Origin of the sequence: Celeribacter naphthalenivorans, assembly GCF_020524585.1 — a bacterium.
Taxonomy (GTDB): domain Bacteria; phylum Pseudomonadota; class Alphaproteobacteria; order Rhodobacterales; family Rhodobacteraceae; genus Celeribacter; species Celeribacter naphthalenivorans.
In genome coordinates this window covers 92,036-117,710 of the sequence record NZ_JAIVLK010000005.1, presented here as the reverse complement: position 1 = coordinate 117,710, position 25,675 = coordinate 92,036, and the positions used below count along the sequence as shown (strand labels likewise).

Annotated in this window: 31 protein-coding genes; 16 read left to right on the top strand and 15 right to left on the bottom strand. The window is 59.4% G+C overall.

What is annotated here, in order from left to right:
- Positions 1 to 7 precede the first annotated feature (7 nt).
- The 4 genes from LC094_RS12075 (at position 8) to LC094_RS12060 (ending at position 4,886) form a co-directional block, all read left to right on the top strand.
- Entirely contained in the window at positions 8 to 1,354 is a 1,347-nt protein-coding gene (locus tag LC094_RS12075) for a glutamine synthetase family protein (protein ID WP_226553050.1), read from the top strand.
- Between the two features lie 107 nt (positions 1,355 to 1,461).
- A complete protein-coding gene (locus tag LC094_RS12070; RefSeq protein ID WP_226553049.1) occupies positions 1,462 to 2,157 on the top strand; it encodes a type 1 glutamine amidotransferase in 696 nt (231 codons plus the stop codon).
- Positions 2,157 to 3,509, top strand: a complete 1,353-nt coding sequence (locus tag LC094_RS12065) for a glutamine synthetase family protein (RefSeq protein WP_404814999.1) — start codon at positions 2,157 to 2,159, stop codon at positions 3,507 to 3,509. The genes LC094_RS12070 and LC094_RS12065 overlap by 1 nt, the downstream gene beginning before the upstream one ends.
- Before the next feature lie 174 nt (positions 3,510 to 3,683).
- Complete coding sequence (locus LC094_RS12060; RefSeq protein ID WP_226553048.1) at positions 3,684 to 4,886, top strand: DegT/DnrJ/EryC1/StrS family aminotransferase; 1,203 nt, start codon at positions 3,684 to 3,686, stop codon at positions 4,884 to 4,886.
- A gap of 51 nt (positions 4,887 to 4,937) precedes the next feature.
- Here LC094_RS12060 and LC094_RS12055 read toward each other — a convergent pair whose 3' ends face one another.
- The 4 genes from LC094_RS12055 to LC094_RS12040 form a co-directional block, all read right to left on the bottom strand.
- Positions 4,938 to 5,882, bottom strand: a complete 945-nt coding sequence (locus LC094_RS12055) for a LysR family transcriptional regulator (RefSeq protein WP_226553047.1) — start codon at positions 5,880 to 5,882, stop codon at positions 4,938 to 4,940.
- 111 nt (positions 5,883 to 5,993) lie between these two features.
- On the bottom strand, positions 5,994 to 6,554 hold the full coding sequence (gene phaR, locus LC094_RS12050) for a polyhydroxyalkanoate synthesis repressor PhaR (RefSeq protein WP_226553046.1): 561 nt from the start codon (positions 6,552 to 6,554) through the stop codon (positions 5,994 to 5,996).
- 220 nt (positions 6,555 to 6,774) lie between these two features.
- Positions 6,775 to 7,218: a phasin family protein gene (locus tag LC094_RS12045; RefSeq protein WP_226553045.1), complete on the bottom strand. Its 444-nt coding sequence runs from the start codon at positions 7,216 to 7,218 to the stop codon at positions 6,775 to 6,777.
- 216 nt (positions 7,219 to 7,434) lie between these two features.
- Complete coding sequence (locus LC094_RS12040; protein WP_226553044.1) at positions 7,435 to 9,240, bottom strand: PHA/PHB synthase family protein; 1,806 nt, start codon at positions 9,238 to 9,240, stop codon at positions 7,435 to 7,437.
- A gap of 158 nt (positions 9,241 to 9,398) precedes the next feature.
- On the opposite strand from LC094_RS12040, the gene phaZ reads away from it, so the two are divergent.
- Positions 9,399 to 10,673: a polyhydroxyalkanoate depolymerase gene (phaZ, locus tag LC094_RS12035; protein WP_226553043.1), complete on the top strand. Its 1,275-nt coding sequence runs from the start codon at positions 9,399 to 9,401 to the stop codon at positions 10,671 to 10,673.
- Between the two features lie 52 nt (positions 10,674 to 10,725).
- Here phaZ and LC094_RS12030 read toward each other — a convergent pair whose 3' ends face one another.
- From LC094_RS12030 to LC094_RS12020, 3 genes are all read right to left on the bottom strand, one after another.
- Positions 10,726 to 11,439, bottom strand: coding sequence for an alpha/beta fold hydrolase (locus LC094_RS12030; protein WP_226553042.1), 714 nt, complete (start codon positions 11,437 to 11,439; stop codon positions 10,726 to 10,728).
- An 83-nt stretch (positions 11,440 to 11,522) separates the two neighbouring features.
- Positions 11,523 to 12,266, bottom strand: coding sequence for an alpha/beta hydrolase (locus tag LC094_RS12025; RefSeq protein WP_226553041.1), 744 nt, complete (start codon positions 12,264 to 12,266; stop codon positions 11,523 to 11,525).
- Between the two features lie 86 nt (positions 12,267 to 12,352).
- Positions 12,353 to 13,024 carry a DNA-3-methyladenine glycosylase I gene (locus tag LC094_RS12020; protein ID WP_226553040.1) on the bottom strand — a complete coding sequence of 224 codons (672 nt, stop codon included), beginning with the start codon at positions 13,022 to 13,024 and terminating at the stop codon, positions 12,353 to 12,355.
- A gap of 189 nt (positions 13,025 to 13,213) precedes the next feature.
- Between LC094_RS12020 and thrS the strand changes: the two genes are divergently transcribed.
- From thrS to LC094_RS11995, 5 genes are all read left to right on the top strand, one after another.
- Positions 13,214 to 15,160, top strand: a complete 1,947-nt coding sequence (gene thrS, locus LC094_RS12015; protein ID WP_226553039.1) for a threonine--tRNA ligase — start codon at positions 13,214 to 13,216, stop codon at positions 15,158 to 15,160.
- A 351-nt stretch (positions 15,161 to 15,511) separates the two neighbouring features.
- Positions 15,512 to 15,829: a BufA1 family periplasmic bufferin-type metallophore gene (locus LC094_RS12010; RefSeq protein ID WP_226553038.1), complete on the top strand. Its 318-nt coding sequence runs from the start codon at positions 15,512 to 15,514 to the stop codon at positions 15,827 to 15,829.
- Positions 15,830 to 15,898: 69 nt separating this feature from the next.
- Positions 15,899 to 16,771, top strand: a complete 873-nt coding sequence (gene bufB, locus LC094_RS12005; RefSeq protein WP_226553037.1) for an MNIO family bufferin maturase — start codon at positions 15,899 to 15,901, stop codon at positions 16,769 to 16,771.
- A complete protein-coding gene (locus tag LC094_RS12000; RefSeq protein ID WP_226553036.1) occupies positions 16,768 to 17,502 on the top strand; it encodes an HvfC/BufC N-terminal domain-containing protein in 735 nt (244 codons plus the stop codon). Before bufB ends, LC094_RS12000 begins: the two co-directional genes overlap by 4 nt.
- Positions 17,495 to 18,031, top strand: coding sequence for a DoxX family membrane protein (locus LC094_RS11995; protein ID WP_226553035.1), 537 nt, complete (start codon positions 17,495 to 17,497; stop codon positions 18,029 to 18,031). Before LC094_RS12000 ends, LC094_RS11995 begins: the two co-directional genes overlap by 8 nt.
- Here LC094_RS11995 and LC094_RS11990 read toward each other — a convergent pair.
- Positions 18,028 to 18,396 (bottom strand): hypothetical protein, encoded by a 369-nt coding sequence (locus tag LC094_RS11990; RefSeq protein ID WP_226553034.1) that lies wholly within the window; start codon positions 18,394 to 18,396, stop codon positions 18,028 to 18,030. The two genes, LC094_RS11995 and LC094_RS11990, sit on opposite strands and share 4 nt — an antisense overlap.
- A 50-nt stretch (positions 18,397 to 18,446) precedes the next feature.
- Entirely contained in the window at positions 18,447 to 18,758 is a 312-nt protein-coding gene (locus LC094_RS11985) for an arsenate reductase family protein (RefSeq protein WP_226553033.1), read from the bottom strand.
- 229 nt (positions 18,759 to 18,987) lie between these two features.
- On the opposite strand from LC094_RS11985, the gene LC094_RS11980 reads away from it, so the two are divergent.
- Complete coding sequence (locus tag LC094_RS11980) at positions 18,988 to 19,194, top strand: cold-shock protein (protein WP_167601962.1); 207 nt, start codon at positions 18,988 to 18,990, stop codon at positions 19,192 to 19,194.
- A 70-nt stretch (positions 19,195 to 19,264) separates the two neighbouring features.
- A complete protein-coding gene (locus tag LC094_RS11975; RefSeq protein WP_226553032.1) occupies positions 19,265 to 19,903 on the top strand; it encodes a GDSL-type esterase/lipase family protein in 639 nt (212 codons plus the stop codon).
- 3 nt (positions 19,904 to 19,906) lie between these two features.
- On the opposite strand, the gene LC094_RS11970 is transcribed toward LC094_RS11975, so the two are convergent.
- The 4 genes from LC094_RS11970 to LC094_RS11955 all read right to left on the bottom strand — a co-directional run bounded on the left by LC094_RS11970 (position 19,907) and on the right by LC094_RS11955 (position 22,009).
- A complete protein-coding gene (locus LC094_RS11970; RefSeq protein ID WP_226553031.1) occupies positions 19,907 to 20,233 on the bottom strand; it encodes a hypothetical protein in 327 nt (108 codons plus the stop codon).
- A gap of 64 nt (positions 20,234 to 20,297) precedes the next feature.
- Positions 20,298 to 20,603: a hypothetical protein gene (locus tag LC094_RS11965; RefSeq protein ID WP_226553030.1), complete on the bottom strand. Its 306-nt coding sequence runs from the start codon at positions 20,601 to 20,603 to the stop codon at positions 20,298 to 20,300.
- Positions 20,604 to 20,728: 125 nt separating this feature from the next.
- Positions 20,729 to 21,202, bottom strand: coding sequence for a dihydrofolate reductase (locus LC094_RS11960; protein WP_226553029.1), 474 nt, complete (start codon positions 21,200 to 21,202; stop codon positions 20,729 to 20,731).
- 12 nt (positions 21,203 to 21,214) lie between these two features.
- Positions 21,215 to 22,009, bottom strand: coding sequence for a thymidylate synthase (locus LC094_RS11955; RefSeq protein ID WP_226553028.1), 795 nt, complete (start codon positions 22,007 to 22,009; stop codon positions 21,215 to 21,217).
- Positions 22,010 to 22,149: 140 nt separating this feature from the next.
- Between LC094_RS11955 and LC094_RS11950 the strand changes: the two genes are divergently transcribed.
- Complete coding sequence (locus LC094_RS11950; protein ID WP_226553027.1) at positions 22,150 to 22,572, top strand: VOC family protein; 423 nt, start codon at positions 22,150 to 22,152, stop codon at positions 22,570 to 22,572.
- A 69-nt stretch (positions 22,573 to 22,641) separates the two neighbouring features.
- On the opposite strand, the gene LC094_RS11945 is transcribed toward LC094_RS11950, so the two are convergent.
- Together LC094_RS11945 and LC094_RS11940 are read right to left on the bottom strand one after the other, a co-directional pair.
- Positions 22,642 to 23,139 carry a MarR family winged helix-turn-helix transcriptional regulator gene (locus tag LC094_RS11945; RefSeq protein ID WP_226553026.1) on the bottom strand — a complete coding sequence of 166 codons (498 nt, stop codon included), beginning with the start codon at positions 23,137 to 23,139 and terminating at the stop codon, positions 22,642 to 22,644.
- Positions 23,140 to 23,296: 157 nt separating this feature from the next.
- Positions 23,297 to 23,575: a succinate dehydrogenase assembly factor 2 gene (locus tag LC094_RS11940; protein ID WP_226553025.1), complete on the bottom strand. Its 279-nt coding sequence runs from the start codon at positions 23,573 to 23,575 to the stop codon at positions 23,297 to 23,299.
- Between the two features lie 122 nt (positions 23,576 to 23,697).
- Here LC094_RS11940 and LC094_RS11935 point away from each other — a divergent pair, with 122 nt between their 5' ends.
- From LC094_RS11935 to LC094_RS11925, 3 genes are read left to right on the top strand one after another with little or no spacing between them, the layout of a single operon-like run.
- A complete protein-coding gene (locus LC094_RS11935) occupies positions 23,698 to 24,900 on the top strand; it encodes a pyridoxal phosphate-dependent aminotransferase (RefSeq protein ID WP_226553024.1) in 1,203 nt (400 codons plus the stop codon).
- A complete protein-coding gene (locus LC094_RS11930) occupies positions 24,897 to 25,271 on the top strand; it encodes a bleomycin resistance protein (protein WP_226553023.1) in 375 nt (124 codons plus the stop codon). The genes LC094_RS11935 and LC094_RS11930 overlap by 4 nt, the downstream gene beginning before the upstream one ends.
- Positions 25,268 to 25,672: a hypothetical protein gene (locus tag LC094_RS11925; RefSeq protein ID WP_226553022.1), complete on the top strand. Its 405-nt coding sequence runs from the start codon at positions 25,268 to 25,270 to the stop codon at positions 25,670 to 25,672. The genes LC094_RS11930 and LC094_RS11925 overlap by 4 nt, the downstream gene beginning before the upstream one ends.
- Positions 25,673 to 25,675: the final 3 nt, after the last annotated feature.

Here is a 25,675-nt window from a genome sequence, read left to right as displayed (position 1 = left end):
TGCTTTCATGATCTCCCCCCACGGCTGGCTTGCCCAGAACCCCCATGTCAAAACCATTCGCGTCGCAGCCGCCGACCTCAACGGTCAGGCCCGAGGCAAACGCATGTCGGCGCGCTATGCCGATAAGGTCGAGACCGAAGGCACGCGGTTCCCGCTGTCGGTTCTGAACCTCGACATCTGGGGCGAGGACATTGAGGACAGCCCTCTCGTGTTCGAGAGCGGCGATCAGGACGGGGTGCTTTTGCCGACCGAACGCGGCTTTCTGCCCCTGCCGTGGCTTCAGGGCGCGCCGACCGCGCTTTTGCCTATGTGGATGTTCCGCGAAGATGGCAGCCCCTTTGACGGCGACCCGCGCCAAGCACTGGCGCGCGTGCTGGAGCGCTACAAGGCCAGGGGCCTGACCCCCGTGGTCGCGACCGAGCTTGAGTTCTACCTGATCGACGACAGTTCGCGTCAGCTGCGCATCCCGCGCTCGCCGCGCTCCGGCAAACGCCGCCCCGGTGCGGAAACGCTGGCGCTGCGTGCACTCGACGCCTTCGACATCTTTTTCTCAGAGCTCTTTGAAGCCTGCGAAGCGATGGACATCCCGGCGGATACCGCGATCTCCGAGGCGGGCCTTGGCCAGTTCGAGATCAACCTCGCCCATTCCCCCGACGCGTTGAAAGCCGCCGATGACGCCTGGCTCTTCAAACTGATGGTCAAGGGTCTGGCTCGCAAACACGGGTTTGCCGCCTCTTTCATGGCGAAACCCTATGACGAATACGCCGGCAACGGCATGCACACCCATTTCTCGATGCTCGATGAGAACGGCGACAATATCTTTGACGATGGCTCGACGGCGGGCACCGATATGATGCGTCACGCCATCGCCGGGTGTCTTTCTGCGATCCCGGATTCGACCATTCTGTTCGCGCCCCATGGCAATTCTTACGACCGTCTCGTGCCGGGTGCGCACGCGCCGACGCGGATTTGTTGGGGCTATGACAACCGCACGGCCGCCGTGCGTGTGCCGGGTGGCTCGCACAAGGCCCGCCGGATCGAACATCGTGTCTCGGGCGGTGACGTGAACCCGCATCTGATGATCGCCGCCATTCTGGGCGCCGCGCTCATCGGCATGGAAGACGAAATGACAGCGCCCCCTGCGATCACCGGCAACGCCTATGCCCAGGGTCTGCCGGAGATGCCCGGCGACTGGGGCACCGCGATCGACACCTTTGCGGCCTCGCCCGTGATGAAGCGCATCTTCCCCGAAGAGCTGGTGCGTAACCTGACCCTGACCAAACGTCAGGAGCTTCGCGACTGGGCCGAGCTGACGCCCGAGGAGCAGGTCGAGCTGTATCTGGACACGGTTTAAGCGGGCTTCCCGATATTTGATCAAATCCTTGCGTTTCACTGCATGCCCCCTTGTCGGGCCTGCGGCGAAGCGCTAGCGTCGGGGCATTCCAACGCTTTTGGTGACTTATGAAACTCGGCATTCTGCAATGCGGACACGCGCCTGACCCCGTCGCGCAAATTCACGGGGATTTCACTTTGATGTTCAAACGCCTGTTTGATCGCCCGGATTTTTCCTACGAATATTGGGACGTCGAGCATATGGACTTCCCGAAAGGCCCCGAGGACGCCGACGCCTGGCTGTTGACCGGCTCGAAACACGGCGCTTATGAGGACCACCCTTTCATCAAACCGCTCGAAGCACTGATCCGCGACATCCATGCCTCTGGCCGTCGGATGTTGGGCATCTGCTTCGGCCATCAGATCATCGCCAAGGCTCTGGGCGGCACGGTCGAGAAATACGCGGGCGGTTGGGCCGTCGGACGGCAAGCTTATGACATCCCGCCTTTGGGGCATATTCACCTGAACGCCTGGCATCAGGATCAGGTGACTCGCCTGCCCGAAGGCGCCGAAGTACTGGGCGGCAATGATTTTTGCACCAACGCGGCGCTGGTCTATGATGACAGCATCCTGACCATCCAACCGCACCCGGAGCTTGGCCCCGCGATCATCGCCGACTACCTCAAGGCGCGCGCGAATGACCCCGCCTACCCCGCCGATCTCATCGCGCGGGCGAAAGATGAAAACGACAAACCGACCGATGACAAACGCTTCGCGGATCTCATGGCCGCGTTTCTCGAACAAGGGCGGGAGGCCCTGATCTGATGGAGTTTCTCGACCAACTGCCCGAAGCCGCTTTGGAGTATCTCGACGGGCGCAGGCTCGATGAGGTGGAATGCATCGTCGCCGATCTGTCCGGCATCGCCCGTGGCAAGGCCATGCCCGCCGCGAAATTCGCCAAACAGACGCATTTCTACCTGCCGAACTCGATTTTCCTTCAGGCCATCAACGGCGATTGGGTCGATGACGCCGATGCGCCCTTTACCGAACCCGACATGGTTCTGGTCCCGGATTTCGAAACCGCGACAGCCGCACCCTGGACTGGGGATTTGACGCTTCAGGTCATCCATGATGTGCTGGATCAAAAAGGCGAAATGGTGCCCACGGCCCCGCGCAACGTGTTGAAACGTGTGGTTCAGCTCTACCATGATCAGGGCTGGGACCCGATTGTGGCGCCGGAGATGGAATTCTTCCTCGTCGCCCGCAATACCGACCCGAACCAACCGATCGAGCCCCCCATCGGGCGCACCGGGCGTCGTGCGGCCCAGCGTCAGGCCTATTCCATGTCGGCGGTGGACGAATACGGGCCCATTATCGACGACATCTATGACTTTGCCGAAGCGCAGGGCCTCGAGATCGACGGCATCCTTCAGGAAGGCGGCGCCGGTCAGATCGAGATGAACCTGCGGCACGGCGATCCCGTGAAGCTTGCCGATGAGATGTTCTATTTCAAACGGCTGATCCGCGAAGCCGCCCTGCGCCACGATTGTTTCGCGACCTTCATGGCGAAACCCATTCAGGACGAGCCGGGGTCCGCGATGCACATCCACCACTCGGTGGTGGACATCAACACCGGCGAGAATATTTTCTCCAACCCGGACGGCTCCGAGTCCGAGGCCTTCATGCATTTCATCGCGGGGCTGCAAAATCACACGCCCTCCGCCATCGCCATGCATGCGCCCTATGTGAACAGCTATCGCCGCTACGTCCGCGATTTCGCCGCCCCGATTAACCTCGAATGGGGCCGTGACAACCGCACCACGGGGCTTCGCGTGCCGATCTCGGGCCCCGAGGCGCGCCGGATCGAGAACCGTCTGCCGGGCATGGATGTGAACCCCTATCTGTCGATCGCGGCCTCTCTGGCCTGTGGCTATCTCGGCCTCATTGAGCGCCGCGAACCGCGCGCGGAATATATCGGGGACGCCTACGCCTCCGCCGATGGCATCCCGGACACGCTGTCCCGCGCGCTCGATCTTTTGGAAAACTCCACGCAGATGCAGGATGTCTTGGGCCCGGATTTCGTCCGCGTCTACCTTCAGGTCAAACGCGCCGAAAACGATGCCTATCTTCAGGTCATCAGCCCCTGGGAGCGCGAGCATCTTTTGCTCAATGTCTGAGGGTATCGCGTTCAAAATCAGGGGCCTTCGGGCCCCTTTTTCATGGCCATTCGCACCGCACCGCAGCATGTGAAATTTTTGCGAAATTCCGCCGCCCCAGACGCGCAGCACTAGATTTTTCACCACCGAACACTTACAGTAAATCCGAAAGAAGAATTCCAAAAAGGTGAAAATATGAGTCTCGGGCCCAATGTCTACGACGCCGAACCGATCCCGGAAGAGGCACGCGCCATCGTCGAACAACTGCTGAAATCCGGCGATCTGTTCCGCTACACGGCTGCGAAAGACGCCCCCGTGACGCTTTTGGAACAGGAATTCGCCGAGATGCTGGGCGCGAAATATGCCCTCGCCGTGGCCTCTTGCTCCGCCGCTCTGTTCCTGTCCTTGAAGGCCCTGAACCTGCCGCGCGACGCCAAGGTCTTGATCCCCGCCTTCACCTTTGCCGCTGTGCCCTCCTCCATCGTGCACGCCGATTGCAAACCGGTTCTCGTGGAATGCGGTGACAACTACCGCATTGATCTCGATGACTTTTATGCCAAGATCGAAGACGCCGACGCCGTGATGATCTCCCACATGCGCGGTCACACGTCGGACATGGATGCGATCAAAGCCGCCTGTGACGCGAAGAACATCCCGCTGATCGAGGATGCCGCGCATTCGCTGGGCACCGTTTGGGACGGGCAGAACATCGGCACCATCGGCAAGATCGGCTGTTTCTCCTTCCAGTCCTACAAGCTGTTGAACGCGGGCGAAGGTGGCATCATGATCACCGATGATCCCGAAGTCATGGCCCGCGCCGTCATCATGTCCGGCGCCTATGAGCACAATTGGGGCAAGCACAATCCGCAGCGCGACAATGCGCTGGCCGAGGCCTTTGCCAAATGGCAGAACCAGCTGCCGCTCTACAACACGCGCCTGTCGAACATGTCCGCGACCCTCGTGCGCCCGCAGTTGGGTGAGGTTGCGCGTCGTGTGGCCGATGGTCGCCGCAACCACGATTACACCGCCGCCCGTCTGGAAAGCTCGCCGTTTTTGACCGTGCCCGCCAAGCTCGACAAAGAGGTCCGCGCGCCCGACAGCCTGCAATTCAACCTCGTTGATTTCAGCCGCGAAGAGGCCATTGCGTTTCAGAATGCCGCGAAAGCCCGCGGTGTGTCGGTGCAGGTCTTTGGCCTCTCGACCGACAACGCACGTGCGTTTTGGAACTGGCAATTCCTGGGCGAGACGCCCGAGCTGCCGAAAACCCGCGAGATGCTATCCAAGGCCTGCGACACCCGCCTGCCTGCGCGGTTGACCGAAGAGGATTGCGATTTCATCGCCGACGCGCTGATCTCTGCGGCGGCCGAAGTCAAAGCGGTGAAAGTCGCCGCCGAGTAAACCGGCCCCACATGACTTCGAAACGCCTCCCCTCGCGGGAGGCGTTTTGCGTTACAACAGCTTGAGATAACCGCCCAGCCACGGATATTGCGCCACCACCGGATCGACGACCTGGTCCTGCAACAAAGGCTCCAACTGCTTGGCAATTTCGGTGGCCATTTCCGACATCCCGTCGCGCCGCACGGTGAGCGAAATTTTCCGCGACAAAGGCGCGACCGGCAAGGGAATGGCCTCGATCTCATCGGCATAGCGCCCGGCGTTCAACACGCCCAGAGACGACAGCACGGTCCAGCCCGAGCCGCCCGCCACCATCGCCAAAATCGCGCGGTAACTGTCCAACTCGAAGCGATGTGTCAGCGTCATCCCCTCGCTGCTCAAATGGTCCGCCAACATCCGCCCCATCACATGGCGGCGCGTGTATTGGATCAGCGGCAGTTTTCCCGGCGCGTCATGTTGGCCCTTCGGCACCACCGCCACAAAGGGGTCCTGCAACAAAGGGTGCCGCTCGAACCACTCGGCACTCTCGCCCAGCTCCGCCGCCACGATCACATCGAGCGCGCGGTTTTCCAACCGATCCAGCAGGCGGTGCGACGGCCCGGTCTCCAATTCGAACCGCGTTTCGGTCAGCCGCCCCGCCATCTGCGTTATCATCATCGGGGTCACGGAAGCCTCGAAATCCTCGACCATCCCCAGGCGCAACTGGCCCAAATGGCTCAGATCCAGCCCGGCAATCTCTGAGCGCGCGCGGGCCGCTTCCAACAGGATGCTCTGCGCCCGACGCCGCAACACGCGCCCCGCAGGCGTCAGGCTCATCGGGCGTTCGCGCCGGTTGATCAACTCGGTGCCCAGCGCGGTTTCCAGGTTCGAGATTTGCTGCGACACGGCGGATGGCGAGGCCCCAAGACGTTTCGCGGCGGCGGAGACCGACCCTTCTTCGGCCACAGCAAGAAACACCTCGACGCCCCAGAGGGTCAACCGCCCAACCTTGTCACTCATCCCAACGACCTCCCGTTTCCTTTGCTGCCCTAAATACTCAAAAAAGCTCACAGAAAAAAGAAAACCCTGATCCTCGGGATCAGGGTTTGCATGAGTGTCAAAGCGGGCCGCTTATTTCATCTTCGACAGCTTGTCCTGAAGATCGGCGAGCTGTTTCTTGATCTCGCTCAGGTCTTCCTTGGTCTCTTCCGGCTCAGCGCTCGGCCCCGACCAGTTTTGGCCCATACCGCTTGCCATACCGCCGGTCATCGCCTTGATGAACGCCTCCTGCTGGGCCTGAAGCGCCTCGAAGCCCGGGATTTGCGTACCGAAATTCTGCATCATCTGCTCCTGGCCCTGACGCAGCATGTCGAAACTTTGCGCCAGAAATTGCGGCACGACGGATTGAATGTCGGTCGTGTAGCTGCGCACCAGATCGGTCAGAACGCCCAAAGGCAGCACGTTTTCGCCACGGCTTTCGTGTTCCGCGATGATTTGCAAAAGATATTGACGGGTCAGGTCATCGCCGGATTTCAGATCGACGATCTGCACGTCACGCCCCTCACGGATAAATCCCGCGATGTCTTCGAGCGTCACGTAATCCGAGGTTTCCGTATTATAAAGCCGCCGCGACGCATAGCGTTTGATCAGCAGCGGCCCGGAGGTATCCGCAGTTTTTTTATCTGTGGCCATATTGGGCTCCCCTCCCTTTATTGGCAATGAAGCGAGCCTAAGCGAGCAATGCTGCAAAAGCAAAAGAAATCCGGCCAGAAATGTTAACGCAACCAGGACGTGCATATGCCCTGCAAACCATAAAAAAACGGGCCCCCGAGGAGAGAGGCCCGTTTCGCGATCCACATTTTCAGGGAGGAGGAAAAAATGCGGAGAGGTTACTCGTACTGACGTCTAACGCTTACTTCGCCGTCGCTTTTTTCGCGGCTTTGGTCATTTCATCCGTCGCTTTTTTGGCAGCGGCGGTCATGTCTTCGCCCATGTCTTTGCCAGCGGCCAGCATCAGTTCGACGGTTTCCATCTGAACTTTCTTGGCCACCTCAGCGAAAGCAGCCATGTTTTCGGCGGCCATTTCAGCTTGGGCGGAGGCGAAATCGGTCATCGCCTTGGTGTAATCGGTCGGCTCTTCTTTCACGGCGGTGATTTCGGAGACTTTGCTCAGCGTGTCTTTGGTCCACTTCGAGGAAATCTCGGTGGATTTCTCGGCGGCTTCGATCGCCACTTTGGACATTTTCTCTGCGAGGGAGGCTTGGGTTTTGAAGCTCTCCTGCATCGCAGACATATCAATCGGGAAAGAGCCCATCATGTCTTTCATCATCTTCGAAAAATCGTCGGTCTTGGCCATATCACGTAGTCCTTCTGGCATTTTGCGAAATCGGCCCTTACCGGTCTGGCATGGGTTTTCGCTTTGGTCTGCGCTTCTGAACGCCTGTTCAGCTCGCGTCTGCACAAACAATATGCATGCCGCAGCGCAGAAAATCAAGTGATTTATGCTGCACTGCGGCAAAATACAGGAAATATCGAGATTTCAGTCACTTGCTGTGACGCAAGCCCAGAAACGTCAGGGCGTCGCTTGGGATTTGACGTAATTCCCGGGCGCCGGACCAAGGATCTCCGCCCCCGAATCGCCGGGAATACGCGCAGGGATCATCTTGCCCGACCGCGCATGCAGCCATTTCTCCCACCGTGGCCACCAGGAGCCTTGATGGAACTGCGCCCCGGCTTTCCACTCTTGCGGCGGCAGGCTCAGGTCCGTGTTTGTGTAATGGCCGTATTTCTTTTTCGACGGCGGATTGACGATCCCCGCGATGTGGCCGCTCTCGGACAGGATAAAGGTCTTATTCTTCGACCCCATCTGGCGAATGCCGTTGTAGGAACTGTCCCAAGCCGCGATGTGATCGGTCTCGCAACCGATGGCGCAAAGCGGCACGGTGACGTCCGACAACTGCACCCTCGTGCCGCAAATCGGGAACCCCGTGGTAGCCAGCTCATCGCGCTGACACAGGCCGCGCAGATACTGCACCGCCATCTTGCCCGGAAGATTGGTCGCGTCGCCGTTCCAATACAACAGATCAAAGGCCGGCGGCGCTTCGCCCATCATATAGCTGCGAATGGCGGGCTGATAGATCAGGTCGTTGGAGCGCAGATAGGAAAACGTCCGGTTCATGTAGAGCGATTTCATCAAGCCGGTGCGCTTGGCCTCCGCCTCAATCCCATCGACGAAATCGTCATCGAGGAAAACACCCACCTCGCCCTGATCGGAGAAATCCGTGAGCGTCGTAAAGAAGGTCGCAGATTTCACCGAGGTGTCGCCGCGCTGTTTCATCAGCCCCAGCGTGATCGACAGCGTCGTCCCCGCGATGCAATAGCCGATCACGTTGATCTTTGGCTCAGCCGTGATCTTTTTGACCTGTTCGATGGCGGTCAGAAAGCCCTCCTCGACATAGTCATCCATGCCCACATCGGCATAGCCCTCATTCGGGTTGATCCAGGAGACGATGAAAACCGTGTAGCCCTGTTCCGTGATCCATTTGATCAGCGAGTTCTGTTCGCGCAGATCGAGGATGTAGAATTTGTTGATCCAGGGCGGAAAGATCAAAAGCGGCGTCTTATGCACCTCTTCGGTCAGGGGCGCATATTGGATCAGCTCGAACATCCGGTTGCGAAACACCACCGACCCTTTCGAGGTGCCGATGTTCCGACCGACCTCAAACGCATCCTTGTCGGCGAGGTTCACGATCATCTCGCCATGGTGATCCTCCAAATCGCGCACGAGGTTCTCAAGGCCCTTCACAAGGCTCTCGCCATCGGTCTCCAGCGCATGCTGCAAGGCGTCCGGGTTGGTCGCCAGAAAATTCGTCGGCGACATCATGTCGATGATCTGCCGGGTGAAATAATCCACCCGCCTGCGATCCCGCGCATCCAACCCCTCGAGATCGGTGACGGCGTTTTCCATCGCCTCGGCGTTCATCATGTATTGCTGTTTGAGGAAGTTGAAATAGGGGTTGCTCTGCCACAGCGGATTCTGAAACCGGCGATCTTTCGGCGTCTCGTCGGACGGCGGCGTCAGATCGCCATGGCTGAGCCTCTGTTGCGCCTCGACGTAATGCTTGAGCGTCTTGCCCCAATGGCTCACCTGATGCTCGATCACCCGGGCCGGGTTGTTCATCATTTCGGCCATATAGGCGCTTGCGGCCTTGAGAAAAAGCTCCTGACTGGGGCCCTGTAACGCGGGAGGAATCGGCTTTTTCTGCGCCAGCGCAGCAACAAGTCGCGCGGAAAGCTCTTCGATTTTGACAATATTCTCGTTGAGCTTGTCCAAATCCTGTTGTTTTTCCTGCGTTTTGACCTCTCCATCCCGAGCCATTGCGCAACCTCCCCAATTTTTTGCACTTGCAGCATCTTAAAATACTGTAAGACTATATCAGTTACGATAGCGACAGACTTGTCCTGTGGGAAGACGAAGCCGCAGATTGCGACGCGCACCCCCAGAGGTCAGGCCTGTACCACACACAGGAGGCCCACATGCGCTACATGGCAACCTACGATCTGATGGAAACGATCCGCAACACCAACCAATGGCTGGGCGCCACGGCTCAGGCCTTTGGCTCTTATCCGGCGGTGGCGATGATGCCCAATCCCGGCATTCAATGGCTCGCCGCCTGGGGCAAGGTGACGGAGCGCGCATTTTCGCGCATGGTCACCAAACCCGACTGGGGCATCGGCTCAGTGGTCGGCGAGGACGGGCGCGATCATCTGGTCGACATCAATGTCGAGGTGGCCCGCGCCTTTGGCGATCTGATCCATTTCAACGTGCAGGGCCGTCAGGAAATGAAACGCCGCGTGCTTTTGGTCGCGCCGATGTCGGGCCACTACGCCACGCTGTTGCGTTCGACCGTCGTGTCGCTTTTGCCCGATTGCGAGGTCTATGTCACCGATTGGCACAACGCCCGTGACATCCCCGTGTCCGAGGGCAAATTCGATGTCGAGGATTACACCCTCTACCTCGTCGATTTCATGAAACATCTGGGCCCGAACACCCATGTGATCGCCGTCTGCCAACCGGCGCCTCTGACGCTCGCCGCCACGGCCTATCTCGCGGAAGAAGACCCGAAGGCGCAGCCGCGGTCCCTGACACTGATCGGCGGCCCGATCGACCCGGACGCGACACCGACCGAAGTGACGGATTTCGGCAACCGCGTCACCATGGGCCAGCTCGAAAACTCGATGATCCAGCGAGTCGGCTACAAATACAAAGGTGTGGGCCGCAAGGTCTATCCGGGCCTTTTGCAGCTCAGCTCTTTCATCGCGATGAACATGGACAACCATTCGCAGGCCTTCGCCGATCAGATCGCGCGCGTCGCCAAAGGCGAGGCAAGCGAACATGACCGCCACAACAAATTCTACGACGAATATCTCGCCGTCATGGACATGACCGCCGAGTTTTACCTCTCGACCGTCGAACGCATCTTCAAGGGTCTCGAGATCGCCAAGAACGAATTCGTGGTCGCGGGCAAACAGGTCGATATCGGCAAGATCACCGATGTGGCGGTGAAAACCGTCGAAGGCGAGAATGACGACATCTCCGCGCCGGGCCAATGTGTGGCGGCGCTCGATCTCTGCACAGGCCTGCCGGACAGCAAGAAGGCCGCGCATCTCGAACCGGGCGCCGGGCATTACGGGATTTTCGCAGGCAAAAGCTGGCGCAACAACATCCGGCCGCTGGTGCTCGATTTCATCGACGCCAACTCAGGCCCACGGGTTGTGGCCGGGAAAGATACCCAAGCGAAAGCGGGATAAAAAGCGGCGCCTTAGGGCGCCGTTTCTTTGAGTATTTCTCCAGCAAAGGAATTCAGCGCAGCACGAAGGGCGCCTCGGCCTCCAGCCAGGTTTTGAGCGCGCGCGACACGCTCTGCGGGGCTTCCAGCATCGGCAGGTGTCCGGCCTTCTCGATCAGCACAAGCTCCGCACGCGGCATAAGCTGGGCGATGAAATCCTGACGTCTAGGCGGGCAGATCGTGTCAGCAGAACCGCCGATCACCAGCGCCGGAATGCGGGCGCGACGCAGGACGTTTTGGTGATCCGGGCGACGTTGCATAATGCGCGATTGGCGCAAATAGGTCTCAAGCCCCGCCTCCATCGCCATATCGAGCCAATGGTCACGAATGGCGTTGCGATGGGGGGTCTCGAACAGCGCAGTCGTGGGCAACTCTTCCCACAGCACTTCGCCAAACCGCCCCGTCTTGGCCTTGATCATCCGCGGCTCGCGGGCGGCGGCGGCATTGGGCGGCTCGGCCTGAGCTGAACCGGAGATCAGCGCGATGCGGCTCACCCGTCCGGGCGCCCGGCGCAGAATTTCTGTCGCGACAGAGGCGCCCAGATCATGGCCCGCCACCGCGAATTTCGGCGGGGCCACGGCCAGCACCGCATCGGCCATCTCGGTGAGACTCTCGCCCAACAAAGGCGCGACCATCACCGCATGGTGGCGACTCAGATCGATGATCTGATCGGCGAACACACGGCCATCGGCCAAAAATCCGGGCAGCAGAACGAGGCTCTCGGTCATAGATCAATCCACAGGAAAACTTATACTTTTTTGTCACATACCGCAGGACGAGCGGTCAAGCGGAGGGCTGATCAACTCTGCGTTCAAATCCGGGCCAGCACATCAAAGATCGCGGCTTCGATCACCTTCAGACACTCGACGGTGGAGAAAGAATGATCCGCGCCTTTGACCAGCGTGAAGCGAAGATCGTCGCCCGCCGCATGATCGAAGAGCTGCATCGCGGTCTCGACCGACACCGATGTGTCCGCCGTGCCTTGCAAAAAGCGCACCGGGAAGGGCAACGCCAGCGGGCTGCGCAGGACCAATTGGTCGCGCCCGTCCTCGATGAGGCGGCGGGTGATCGGATAGGGCTCGGCATAGTCGGAGGGCACCATGACAACGCCTTCGTCGATAAGTGCCTTGCGCTGTGTGTCATCGAACCCGGCCCAGAACCCGTCTTCGGTAAAATCGGGAGCTGCCGCGATGGTGACGAGGCCGCCGACACGCGCGGGGATGCGTTGGCACATCAACAGCGAAATCCAGCCGCCCATGGAGGAGCCAACGAGGATTTGTGGGCCTTCCGTGAGCGTCTCAATGACCGCCTGCGCATCCTCGGCCCAATCGCCGATGCAGCCGTCACGGAACGCGCCGGCGCTTTCGCCATGACCCGAGTAATCGAACCGCAAGAAAGGCCGGCCCTGCGCCGCCGCCCATTGTTCGAGTGCGACGGCTTTCGTGCCCGCCATATCCGACATGAACCCGCCGAGGAACACGACGCCCGTGCCCTCGCCCTCAAGACGATTGTAGGCGATGCGGCGGCCGGAGGGGGTGTCGAGATAATCGGTCATGCTGGGCTCCTGCAAAGATTTCGCCTAACATAAGGCGCGAGGCCGCAATGCCAACCCCCGGCCTGTCCTGCACCCACATGCGGCCCTCAGGCGTCAATGCTTTGCGCCAGAACGCTTGAGATCCTGTTGAACGTCTCGCCGGATTGCGCGCGCCATGTGTTGAACGCCTCCTGCACCGCACGCCGCGCCGCTTTTGATGTCGGCGCCTTGTCGATCACCCCCTCGGCGATCAACCGCGCCACGACATCATGGGTCAACATGAAGCCATCCCGCCCCATCATCCGCAACATATACGCCCCCGTATTGCCGCCCAGACGCGCGCCGTCTTTTTTCAACCAATCCAGCAAATCCATATAGGTTTCCGCAGGCCATGTGGCGATCACATGGGCAAAACCGCCGCGCTCATTATGCACGCGCAGGATAAATTCGGCGTTCTCTTGGATGGCGCGCACCTTGGCGCCCGAACGAATGATCCGCGTGTCTTTCAGCAGATCATCGAACCAGTCCTCAGACATATGCGCGATACGAGCCACGTCAAAGCCGTGAAACGCCTCCTCGATCCCCGGCCATTTCTTATCGACCGTGCCCCAAGACAGCCCGGTCTGGAAAATATGTCGCGCCATCTCCGACAGCCAGCGATCCTCGGGAATGGTCTCAAGCTCTTCGGGCGATTTCGGTCTGTGCACATGGCTCAGGGTCGCCTCGACACCGCCTTTGCGCTCTGCCGCAATCGCCAGGATTTCATCGTAATGCCGCATCCCACGCGCCCTCCTCATTTTACCCGAGCTTCCCCGATGACGGACCGGCATTCAAGCTCGTTTGAATAGCAATCTGAGGGCACAGCCCCTTTGCAATTGACAAGACGCGTCCTCCGCGCAAGAAACGGCGCACTGATATACCCGCAACCGGGCGCTTGGTAGGCGCCAAACCGACGAGGAGAGCCGAACATGGCACCGATTTCTCTCACATTCCCCGATGGCAATTCGCGCGAGTTTAACGCTGGCGTGACCCCTGCCGATGTGGCCGCAAGCATTTCGAACAGCCTTGCGAAGAAAGCGATCTCCGCGTCCGTCAACGGTCAACACTGGGACCTCCAGTGGCCGATCAACGCGGACGCCCAGATCGCCATCCACACCATGCAGGACGATGCGCCTGCGCTTGAACTGATCCGGCACGATTTGGCGCACATCATGGCGCGCGCGGTGCAAGAGCTTTGGCCCGATGTCAAAGTCACCATTGGCCCGGTGCGTGACAACGGCTGGTTCTATGACTTCGACCGCGCAGAGCCGTTTACGCCCGAAGATTTGGGTGCGATCGAGGCGAAGATGAAGGACATCATCAACGCCCGCGAGCCGGTGAAGACCGAAGTGTGGGGCCGCGATGAGGCGATTGACTATTACAATGCCAAGGGTGAGCCGTTCAAAATCGAGCTGGTAAACCGCATTCCCGAAGGCGAGGACCTTCGAATGTATTGGCATGGCGATTGGCAGGATCTCTGCCGGGGTCCGCATCTTCAGCACACCGGCCAAGTGCCTGCGGATGCGTTCAAACTGACCCATGTGGCGGGGGCCTATTGGCTGGGCGACAGCTCGCGTCCGATGTTGCAGCGCATCTATGGTGTGGCCTTTAAGAACCGCAAGGATCTGAAGGCCTGGGAATTGATGATGGAAGAGGCCGCCAAGCGCGATCACCGCAAGCTGGGCAAAGAAATGGACCTGTTCCACATGCAGGAAGAGGCGCCGGGGCAGATTTTCTGGCATCCGAACGGCTGGAAAATCTACACCACATTGCAGGACTACATGCGCCGTCAACAGGATCGCGACGGCTACGTCGAGGTGAACACGCCGCAGGTGGTAAACCGCAAGCTCTGGGAAGCCTCGGGGCACTGGGACAACTATCAGGAAAACATGTTCATCGTCGAAGTGGACGAGGAACATGCGCGCGAGAAAACCGTCAACGCGCTGAAACCGATGAACTGCCCGTGCCACGTGCAGGTGTTCAATCAAGGTCTCAAAAGCTACCGCGACCTGCCGCTGCGCATGGCCGAGTTCGGCTCGTGCAACCGCTATGAACCCTCGGGCGCGCTGCACGGCATCATGCGGGTGCGCGGATTCACGCAGGACGATGCGCATATCTTCTGCGAAGAGAAGCACATCGAAGCGGAAACCAAGAAATTCATCGAGTTCCTCGCGAAAATCTACGCCGATCTCGGGTTCAACGACTGGTCGATCAAGCTCTCCACCCGTCCCGAAAAACGCATCGGCTCGGAAGAAAGCTGGGATCACTCCGAGGAGTCCCTCGGCAACGCCTGTAAGGCCGCCGGTTACGACTATGAGATTCAAGAAGGCGAAGGCGCGTTTTACGGGCCGAAGCTTGAATTCGTACTGACCGACGCCATCGGCCGCGAATGGCAATGTGGCACGCTGCAAGTGGACCCGAACCTGCCAGAACGTCTGGACGCCAGCTACATCGGTCAGGACGGGGCGAAACACCGCCCGATCATGCTGCACCGCGCGGTTGTCGGCTCCTTCGAGCGTTTCATCGGCATCCTGATCGAAGAGCACGCGGGCAAACTGCCTTTCTGGCTCGCACCGCGTCAGGTCGTCGTCACCACCATCGTCTCCGAGGCGGATGACTACGCCACCGAGGTCGTGGCCGCCCTCAAAGCCGCCGGTGTGCGGGCCGAGGCCGACATTCGCAACGAGAAGATCAACTATAAGGTCCGCGAACACAGCCTTGCCAAAGTGCCGGTGATTCTGGCCGTCGGGGCCCGCGAGGTCGAAGACAAGACGGTCTCCGTACGCCGTTTGGGCGAAAAACAGACCGCGATGATGTCACTTGCGGACATCGTGGCTGAGCTGAAAGACGCCGCGCTCGCGCCGGACTTGAAATAATTCAGACCTATCTGAAACGAAAAGGCCCCCGCTTCGGGGGCCTTTTGCATTGCGGCACACGCGACATGGCGTTTTGCGTGAGAATTGTTACAGGTGCAGATCGGCGGATTTTGGCCGATAAATAATTGAGTATACGCTCAAAATAGATGCCCCATAAAAATTCCAGAGTGTGAATGCGGGCGTCGCGGACCAGTTTCCCCACCGGATCAAATCACAATCCCGTTTGTTTCAGCCCCTGACACACGCGTCAGGTGACGTCCCCGTGAATGGCCTGTGACCACCTTGCTCGGCCAATCTGTGCTCACCGCCACTGACGGCGGAAACGCATGAACCTAACGGGAGACACACCCAATGAGCACTCAATCCAAAACCCATTCCAAAACTCTGGCACTTCTTGGCGCCATGACCGCAGCCCTCTCCATCGCAGGCGCCGCCTCCGCGGAAGAACAGGAAAAATGCTTCGGCGTGGCGTTGGCCGGTGAGAACGGCTGCGCGGCAGGTCCGGGCACGACCTGTGCCGGCACCTCGAAAGTCGACTACCAAGGCAACGCCTGGACACTGGTGCCCGCTGGCACCTGCGCCGACATCGAGCTTCCGGCCATGATGGACGGCACCGCGCGCATGGGCTCGCTCGAAGCGCTCGAACGCGACCTGCCGATGGACAGCTAACCGGTTTGGCCCGGCGCGTGACGGACCACATGCGCCGGGTCAATTTTCGCAAACCTGCAGGAGGCTTCGATGTTGGACCAGACAAAACAGCTGCCGATGGGCGTCGGCGTGGGATATAAATCCAAGCACTTTTCGAACATTTCCGAGGGGGAACACCCGGTGAAATGGCTCGAAATCCATGCAGAAAACTACATGGGCGAAAAAGGCGCCGCGGGCGGTCGCCCGATGGCGCAGCTGCGCGCGCTCTCGGATCGGTTTCCGATTTCCGTGCATGGTGTGGGGCTTTCCATTGGCGGCGAGGGGCGACTTGACCCGGATCACCTCGCCCGGCTGAAACATCTCATCGACGAGATCAGCCCCGCCTCTTTCTCCGAACATCTCGCCTGGTCAACGCATGACACCGGGCCACATAGTGGCTATTTCAACGACCTTCTGCCCCTGCCCTATACCGCCAAAACCCTCGCCCGCGTCTGCGATCATATCGATGAGGTGCAAAGCACTCTCGGACGACAGATGCTCTTGGAAAACCCCGCCTCCTATCTGGCTTTCGCGGAAAGCACTTACGGCGAGGTCGAATTCCTCCGGGCCGTTGTGAAACGCACCGGCTGCGGGCTCTTGCTCGATGTGAACAATGTTTTCGTCTCCGCCAACAACCTGCGGATCGACGCCTATGACTATATCGACGCTTTCCCGCATGAGGCCGTGGGGGAAATTCATCTTGGCGGTCATGACGAGGATCAGGACGAAGACGGCGCGCCGCTACTGATCGACAGCCACGGTCGCGAGGTCGCCGATCCGGTTTGGCATCTTTACACCTATGCGCTGGCCACAGCCGGGCCGAAGCCGACGCTCATTGAATGGGACACGGATGTGCCCGAGTGGGAGGTTCTGGCCTCTGAGGCCGCCCGTGCCGCGCTCCGCCTCGAACAGGTGCTGGTATGAGACAGCAGGACTTCATCCAAGCCGCACTTGCGCCCGAGGCTCCCGTTCCGACGGGTCTCATCACCCCCTCGGGCGCCCCCGCCACGCGGCGCTTTGACGTCTATCGCAACAACATCATTGTCGGATTGAAAGAGGCCATCGCCGCCTCCTACCCCGCAGTCAAATCCCTCGTCGGAGACGCATTTTTCGAGGCGATGACCGGAGACTATGTCCGCGCGCATCCCCCCAAAACGCCGATCCTGCCGCTTTACGGTGCTGATTTTGCGGAGTTTATCGACGGCTTTGCCCCGGCCTCTCGCCTGCCCTATCTCGCCGATGTGGCGCGTCTCGAATATGCGCTGCGCCAAAGTTATCACGCCGAGGACACATGCCCGGTGCCTGCGGCAGAGTTCTCCGATCCCTTGTTGTTCACCCGCCAAGTCGTGCTCGCACCCACTCTGATCTGGCTCGCAAGCGCCTATCCCGTCACCAAATTGCGCCGCTTTGCCCTCGACGGCGACCGGCCCTCAGGCGGGGCGGAAGATGTGCTGATCACGCGTCCGGGCTATGACCCAATCGCCACGGCCTTCCCTCCCGGCACCATCGCGGTGCTCGACGCTTTGCGGGATGGCATGGCGCTGGCGAATGCCGCAGAGCTGGCGCCCTCGGACCTCGATCTTTCGCAGTTTCTCGGCACGCTTTTGAAAGGCGGCGCCATCATCGACATTCTGGAGGGGGATCACGATGATTAACGATATGTTCGCAACCAAGCTGGACCGGATCAACGCGGGTGCCATAAACGCCCTGCCCCTGCTGGCACGTTTCACCTTTGCCGCCGTGTTGTTGCGCTATTTCTGGGCCTCGGCGCTGACCAAACTGGAGGGGCCTCTGACCCCGTCCTTCAACGCCTATGCCCAGATTTTCCCACGCAGAATGGAGGCTGCAGGCTATGACATCTCGGGCTTTGGCGCCTTTGAGTGGCTGGTGATCATGGCGGGAACCTACGCCGAATTTCTCCTGCCTCTGCTCATCGTTTTAGGGCTCGCGACCCGGCTTGCGGCCCTTGGCATGATCGGATTTATCCTTGTGCAAAGCCTCACCGATGTGATCGGGCATGGTCTCGACATGGCGAGTATTGGCGCGCTGTTCGATCGGCATTCCGATGCGCTGATCTTTGACCAACGCGCGCTTTGGGGGATGGTCTTGCTCACGCTTGTGGGCCTTGGCGGAGGTTGGGCCTCAGTGGATCGGCTGATCTTCAACCGCCTGAACCGGAGTTAAAAATGCGCCTTTGCCTCGTCCGGTTTGCCCGCCGCCAGTGCCAACAAACCGCCCAACACGCAAAAGCCCAAGGGGAACATGGTAAAGACGTTGAAGCCAAAGCCGACATAGATCAGCCCCGCCGCGGCCCACATCAACACCCCGCCCCAAAGGGCACGGGCGTGGGCCATGGCGCCGCCTGCGATGGCAAGGATCGGAGCCAGAAAACTCGCCGCCCGGATCAGATCGACATTCGCCACCTGTTCGAACAGCCCTTCGACCTCGCCCCAGCGATCAATCGCCTCGGTGTAGCCAAAGCTGAAAAACCCCACGAACATGGCGAGCACGCCGCCCAAAATTCCAAGCACCAGCGCCGCGTTGCGCATCTCCGCTCTCCTTCTCTTGTCGCTGTCACATAGGTGCTACTGAAGACAGATTAAAGAAGCGCCGCCTGCACATCCTTGCCCCAGCCGAGATAAAGCTGGCCGTCTTTCTCGATCACCGGACGTTTCATCAGCGTCGGGTGATCCGCCAAAAGATCGAGCGGCGCGCGGGTGCGTTCGCCCTCGGACAAGCCGCGCCATGTGGTCGATCGGGTGTTGACCAATGCCTCACCAAACTGGGCATAGAATCGCTCAAGTTGCTCATTGGACAGTGGTTCTGCACGAATATCCGTCAGCTCAACCCCCAGTGATTTCCCCGCTTTTCGGCAGGTGTCACAGGTCTTGATCCCGTAAATCAGTGTCATTTCGCTCTCCTCATTGGCGGTTTTGGTGGCATTTTGCCCAAATTTCGGCCCTTGGCCATCTGTTACGATTTTGTCGCTTGCCTTTATACGGATGTGTTGCACACTCGAAAGCGTGACTGCTGACTTTCGAACGACCGCTCCTTACGGGGCAGCAGGAAGACTTGGAAGACCTGGCTGCACCGGCCCGTCGCACGTTGCGGCGGATGAAACGATAAGGAGATACGGGGATATGCCCACTGGCACCGTGAAATGGTTCAACACCACCAAAGGCTACGGCTTTATTGCACCTGACGACGGCGGCAAGGATGTGTTCGTGCACATTTCTGCGGTCGAACGCGCTGGCATGACCGGCCTCGCAGACAACATGAAGATCGGCTACGAACTTCGTGAAGGCCGCGACGGACGCGCATCCGCCTCTGAACTTGTTGCGCTTTAACGCTTTTCGATCTTGAAAGTCGGCGGTTCCGGGCGCAGTCTCGGGGCCGCTTTTCTTTTGGGAGACCCCGATGCCTTTGATCCTGACCTTCGGCGACAGCAACACCCACGGCGTTCAGCCGATGCGCACCCGCCCCACCGATCTTCCGCGCCTCACACGCCGCTGGCCTGTGGTGATGGCCGACGTGTTGGGCTGGGATGTGGTCGAAGAGGGTCTGCCGGGGCGCACATTCGCCTTTCCCGACCCTGAAATGGGGCCGCATATGGATGGGCGGATCGGGTTGTTCACCGCACTTGAAAGCCACGGGCCGATTGACGCGTTGACAATCATGCTGGGCACCAACGATCTCAAGGCGCATTTCGAGGCCACGCCCGAAGACATCGCCGCCGCCTGTGGCTTTCACCTCGACGTCGCGCTCTCCGAGGAAATGCAGGCCCGTCACGGCGGTTTCGAACCCTTCCTCATCCTGCCGCCCCGCCCCCATGCGGCGGGCTGTCTGGCCGAGACCTATATCGGTGCGGCAGAGAAAGCGCAGGCGGTTCAGGACGCCATGCGCGCCGAGGCCGAGGCCCGCGATATCGCCGTTTTCGACGCCAATGAGGTGATTTCCGTCTCCGATCTGGACGGCGTGCATTTCGATGCTGCGGCCCATGAGGCCTTGGGCCAAGCCGTGGCCCGGTTTATCCTATCGGAAATTGCTGAGGACTGAAGCTCAGCCTGCGGTCTCCGGCGTCTCTGTCGGGTTGAGATTTTCCCAATATTCGCCCATGGCGACAATGCAGCTGTTGCCTTCGACATAGGTCTGCACAAGCGTCCAGTCGCCGGATTTTGGGTTGGTCCAAATTTCCATCACCGCCTCGGGCCCACGCAGGCCCGCGCCGGTTTTGACCGCGCCAAACTGACGCGTCAGCTTGGCGTGAATCTCCGCTTTGGGACCGCAGAGAACCTCACCGATAAGGCTTTGCGCTTTGGCGCTCGGACCAACCGCCGCCAAAATCGCACTCACGCCGCTGAAAAGGACTGTGTGTCGGATGCTCATGCACCCATTGTAACACAGGGATGACATTCACCCTACGAAAACTCTGCCCAGATGCAGTGCCGGTTTAGCTCCCGGACATGGAGATCGTGTCGGGCTGATAGTTCGGAGATTTCGGGTCGGTCGTGTTTGCCACGGTCGGTTTGGAACTGCGCCGCACCACAGGCGCATCGCCGTAGCCGGTTGCATTGGGCGTGCCGCAACTGATCCCACCGTTGTAACGGATCGGTTCGGTGCCCGCGGGGCAGAAGTTATCCACCTGTTTTTCATAGGCAAAAATCTTGACCAATGGGTCATAGGGTTGCGTGTCCGCCGCCAAAACCGGGCTCGCGCCCAGGGTCACGATGAGGGCTGTGATGGCGGTCTTCAACATGGCTTAAACTCCTGAAAAACTTGGTTCACCAAAGTTAACCCGGGGGCCGAAGCGCGGCAAGGACTGCGTGGTGCCCGTCGACTATTGCTCACAGATTGCAAACAATCACACCCGATTTGAGGTATTTACCGCACCCACTCCACAACCTCGCAGCGCGGTGCCTCTGCCCGCAAGACCATGCGAGAGACCTCGCGCCAGTCTTTGGGGGCAAACTCAGGGAACCATGTGTCCGCACCTTCGACCTCTGTATCGACCTCGGTGATCACAAGCCGGTCGGCCAGCGGCAGCATCGCTTTGTAAATTCCAAAGCCGCCCATAGCATAGATGCGCGCGCGGCCCTCAGCTTGGGCAAAAGCAATCGCCTCCTCCACCGTCGCAAAGACATGCTCGTGATCGACGCCTTGGCTCGACACCACGATATTGAGGCGATTTTTCAAAGGCTTGAACGGCAGACTATCCCAGGTGTGCCGCCCCATGATCACCGCGCCGCCCATGGTTTCGCGCATGAAGAATTTCAAATCCTCCGGCGCCTCCCAAGGGATGGTATTGTCCTTGCCAATGGCCCCGTTGTGGTCGCGGGCGGCGATAAGCGTGATCATCTGCGGCGCTCCTTACACGGCCACCGGCGCTTTGATCGCCGGGTCGGGGTCGTAATCGAGGATTTCGATGTCCTCATATTTGAAGTCGAACAGGCTCTTTACATCGGGGTTCAGCCGCAGCGTCGGCAGCGCTTTCGGCGTGCGCGACAGTTGCAGATCCACCTGCTCCATGTGGTTGGTGTAAATATGCGCATCACCGATGGAATGCACGAAAGTGCCCGGCTCATACCCCGTGACCTGCGCCAGCATGGCAAGCAAAAGCGCGTAGGACGCGATGTTGAAGGGCACGCCGAGGAACATATCGGCAGAGCGTTGATAGAGCTGGAGATGCAGCTTGCCGCCGAGGATTTTCACCTGCCACAGCGTGTGGCACGGCGGCAGTGCCATATTATCGACCTCCGCCGGATTCCAGGCGGAAACAATGAGGCGACGGGAATCGGGGGATTTCTGAATCGCACTCAGTAGGTTCTCGATCTGATCAATCGGCCCGCGTTCATGCCCCGGCCATTTGCGCCATTGCGCACCGTAAACCGGCCCGAGATCGCCGTTCTCATCCGCCCATTCGTCCCAGATCGACACGCCGTTGTCTTTCAGGTAGCGAATATTGGTGTCGCCGGAGAGAAACCACAGCAGTTCATGGATGATCGAGCGCAGATGCAGCTTTTTCGTGGTCACCATCGGAAAGCCATCGGCCAAATCGTAACGCGCCTGAAGCCCGAAGTAGGACCGGGTGCCCGTGCCGGTGCGGTCGGTGGTGTCGACCCCATGGGCCAGAATGGTTTTAAGCTGGTCGTGGTATTGCTGCACGGTTCTATCCCCAAGATATGGTGGTTCCCTCTCTTATAATGAGAGCCGCGGGGGATTCGCAAAGAGACATGTCTGTCTGAGGTGGATTTCATGCTGCAAAGGGCTAGAGTTCAGGCGAGAAACAGACAGGAGGTAGCCGCATGCGCTATTTACACACGATGGTCCGCGTGAAGGATCTAGAAAAAACCATGGCGTTTTTCGAGCTTTTGGGGCTCAAGGAAACCAAACGCATCGACCATGAAGGCGGGCGGTTTTCGCTGATTTTCATGGCACCGGAGGGTCAGCCGGAATGCCCGGTCGAACTGACGTATAATTGGGATGGCGACGAGGGGCTGCCCTCTGACAGCCGTCATTTCGGGCATCTGGCCTATGAGGTCGAGGATATCTACGCGCTCTGCCAAAAGCTGATGGACGCGGGCGTGGTGATCAACCGACCGCCGCGCGACGGACATATGGCCTTTGTGCGGTCGCCGGACAATGTCTCGATTGAGTTGTTGCAAAAGGGCGAAAGCCTTGCCCCCGCTGAACCCTGGGCCTCGATGGAAAACACCGGTCACTGGTGAGGCCGACACCGGAGCCAAACGCCTCCCGCATCGGGGAGGCGTTTTTCATCGCGAAGCCAGATAAATATCTTAATAAATATAGCGAATCTGATCGGCCCAATAGCGTTCTACCCGGCGCAGCGCGGTGTTGATGTCCTCGATCCCCTCGGAGGAAATCACACCTTTGCCCTGAAGCCCCTCGGCATGACGGGAGAAAAGATCGGCGACGGTCACGCGCACATGGTTCCCCTTGTCGGTCAGCTTGACGCGCACGGAGCGACGGTCGATCTCACAGCGTTGATGGTGCATATAGCCCATATCGACCAGTTTCTTGAGGTTATACGACACGTTCGAGCCCTGATAATAGCCGCGCGTCTTCAATTCACCGGCGGTCACCTCATTCTCGCCCACGTTAAAGAGCAAAAGCGCCTGTACCGCGTTGATTTCAAGAATGCCGACCCGTTCGAATTCATCCTTGATCACATCGAGAAGCAGGCGATGAAGCCGCTCCACGAGGGACAATGCCTCAAGATATTGAGACATAAAGGGGGTCTCGACCGGTTTTACGAATGCTGAATGCATGCTCATCTGTTACTCCGCCAATGGCTTTTTCACAGAGGAGATTGACCGCAATTTCCCAAAATTCAGTTAAACAGCTGAGATTTTTGCAATCGATGCAAATTGATCGAAAAATTGCCTTACTCGAGCGCATGGTCTGGCAAGGGTTTGGTAACCTTTAGAGGCCTCAGCCCTTCACACCCCAGGACGCGTGATCCGCATCGGCGATCACCTTGTCGAGCATCGATTTCAAATGCTCCGGCACGGGTTTCAGCCCGGTTGCATAGGACAAGAGATCCTGATCGTGCTCGTCCATCAGTTGCTCGAACTCATCGAGCTGCGCCTCATCCATCACCGCCAGATGCGCATCCGCATAGCCGCCGATCAACAGGTCCATCTCTTTGATCCCACGTCGCCAAGCACGGATTTTCAGACGCTTGCGGCGAATGTCGATGGTCTCGGTCATGGCAAACTCCCTTTGATCACGCGCTTTTTGCACCGGGGACAGGATTATCGCAAGGGACGTCTTGGCGCGGGGCGGTTTTTGACGTTATCACTACGGCGATCTAACGCAAATGGACTCATGCCATGCCCTTTCTTTCCGAGACCCTCTCCCGTGTGAAACCCTCCCCCACCATCGCCGTCACCAATAAGGCGCGCGAGTTGAAAGACGCGGGCAAGGATGTGATCGGGCTGGGCGCAGGCGAGCCGGATTTCGACACGCCCGCCAACATCAAAGCCGCAGGCATCCGCGCCATCGAAGAGGGCAAGACGAAATACACCGCCGTCGACGGGTTGCCGGAGCTGAAAGCCGCGATCTGCGAGAAGTTCAAACGCGACAACAGCCTCGATTACACGCCCGCGCAGGTCTCCGTCTCTGGCGGCGGCAAGCAGGTGCTGTTCAACGCGCTGGTGGCGACGCTGAACCCCGGCGATGAAGTGATCATCCCGGCGCCCTATTGGGTGTCCTACCCGGATATGGTTTTGCTCGCGGGCGGCACGCCGGTCGCGATCGAAGGCAAGCTCGAGAACGCCTTTAAAATCACCGCAGAACAACTCGACGCCACGATCACGCCGAAGACCAAATGGTTCATCTTCAACTCGCCATCCAACCCAACGGGCGCTGGCTATTCGAAGGCCGAGCTTAAGGCGCTGACCGACGTCTTGATGAAGCACCCGCATGTCTGGGTGATGTCAGACGATATGTATGAACACCTCGCTTTTGACGGCTTCGAATTCTGCACCCCTGCCGAGATCGAGCCGGGTCTCTATGAGCGCACGCTCACGGTCAACGGCGTGTCCAAAGCCTATGCGATGACCGGCTGGCGGATCGGCTATGCGGCGGGTCCGGTTGAACTGATCGCCGCGATGCGCAAGGTGCAGTCGCAATCGACCTCGAACCCCTGTTCGATCTCGCAATATGCCGCCATCGAAGCGCTCAATGGCCCGCAAGAGTTCATCGCCGAGAACAACGAGGCCTTTGTGCGTCGTCGCAATCTGGTGGTCGAGATGCTGAACGCCGCCGAGGGCATCACCTGCCCGACGCCCGAAGGCGCCTTCTACGTCTATCCGGACATCTCCGGCTGTCTGGGCAAGACCTCCGCAGGCGGTGCGAAGATCACCAATGACGAAGAGTTCGCGACCGCGCTTTTGGAAGAAAACGGTGTCGCCGTGGTCTTTGGCGCAGCCTTTGGCCTGTCGCCGAACTTCCGCGTGTCTTACGCCACCTCGGACGAGGCCCTCAAAGAAGCCTGCACCCGCATTCAGGCCTTTTGCAAAGGGCTGAAATGACCGAGGTGATCACGGCCAACCTGCCTGCGCGCGATTTCGACAAGACCGAGGCGTTCTACACGCGCCTCGGGTTCGAGACGCGCTTCAAAAATGAAGGCTGGATGATCATGGGCTTTGGCGAGACGCAGGTGGAATTCTTTCCGCACCCGGAACTGGACCCGAAAGCCAGCTGGTTCTCCGCCTGTCTGCGCTCAGACACAATCGAAACGCTGCACGCGCGGTTTGCCGAGGCAGGCCTGCCGAAGGATCCGCACGCCACACCCCGCCTCACAGAGATTTTCAAACTCGACAACGCCCCGCGCATGTTCGCCCTCGTCGATGAGGATGGCTCGCTTTGGCGCGTCCTTGACGAAACGGACCTTACCGCATGAGCGTCGATCTCCCCGAATATTACTTCCGCGTGCGTGAGAACGGCGCTTTTGTGTTCCGCGTGGACACGGAGAACCGTCAGCGCCGGATCGAGATGGATCAGATCGCGGTGGTGAACGTCAAAAACGGAGAGATCAAACCGCATGGCGGGCGCGAATTGACGCCCGATGATTTGAAAGTCATCGAAGACTGGCTGGCCGAACGCGTCGCACTTTTGGCGCAACGCGACATCGACGACATCCACCGCGCCGTCGATTACCTGAACCTGACGGCGCATTGGGCGCAGACGCGCGCCACGGACGATCAGTTGGAAAACGTCACCGACGCGCTTTTGCTGGCGATGCACGACTTGCGCACCGTTTTGGTGCGCAAGAAAGCCGACCGTTTGCTCAACAAAGACTGAGAC